At 70.7% G+C, this 710-nt stretch carries 1 pseudogene; it reads right to left on the bottom strand.

From position 1 onward, the window contains the following. Positions 1-218 precede the first annotated feature (218 nt). Positions 219-524, bottom strand: a pseudogene (locus tag ABD323_RS42855) (NIPSNAP family protein); the annotation flags it as partial. Between the last annotated feature and the right edge of the window lie 186 nt (positions 525-710).

Here is a 710-nt window from a genome sequence, read left to right as displayed (position 1 = left end):
CGACACCCTCCCGGAGCACGTCCAGCACCTGGTCGCGGTCGGCCTGCGACGGCCTGGCCGCCAGCTGGGCGGTGCGGAACTCTGGAGCGGTCATGGTCAGATTGTCGACGCCCCGGCCCGGGCTGTCCAGAATCGCGAGCTCCATCCCTTCCCCGCTGCCGGGGCGGTGACGGAAGGTCAGTCCGCACGCCCCCGCAGCAGCAGGGCGTCGGTCCCTTGCCGGTGCCGAGGGGCTTCAGGAAACGACGTTCGTAGCGCCTGATGCACCCGGTGGTCCGGGCGAGTTCGAAGGCTGCCATGCACTCGGGGTCGGTGAAGCTGGCGGTGCGGTACTGCTCGTACTCGGCGAGGCTGCCGAAGGAGAAGAGCGCGTAGGCGATGTCGCTGCCCCCCTCGCTCGGGAGGAAGTAGCCGTGGTGGTTGCCGCCGAAGCGGTCGACCAGCTTGACCCAGCGGCGCCCGTACTCCTCGAAGTCCGCCAGCTTGTCGGGGTCGATCTCGTACTTCAGGTGCACGGTGATCACGTACGGACTGCCTCTCGGTGGGCCGGCTGGGGATGACGACGATCCGATCTTGCTGGCAGGGGGAGCCTCCGCACCAGCGGCGCGAGGGCCCGAAGCCGTGGATATCCCGCCAGCGTCGGAGACGCCGCGGGGGCCGGGGACGTTCGGTGGGCCGGGGTAGGGGGGGGGGGGTGAGGGGAGGGTGGG

The sequence above is a fragment of the Kitasatospora nipponensis genome (assembly GCF_039528135.1).
In the GTDB taxonomy this organism is placed as follows: Bacteria; Actinomycetota; Actinomycetes; order Streptomycetales; family Streptomycetaceae; genus Kitasatospora; species Kitasatospora nipponensis.
Note: the sequence above shows the minus strand (reverse complement) of the source record. Positions and strands in the feature narration are given on the sequence as shown.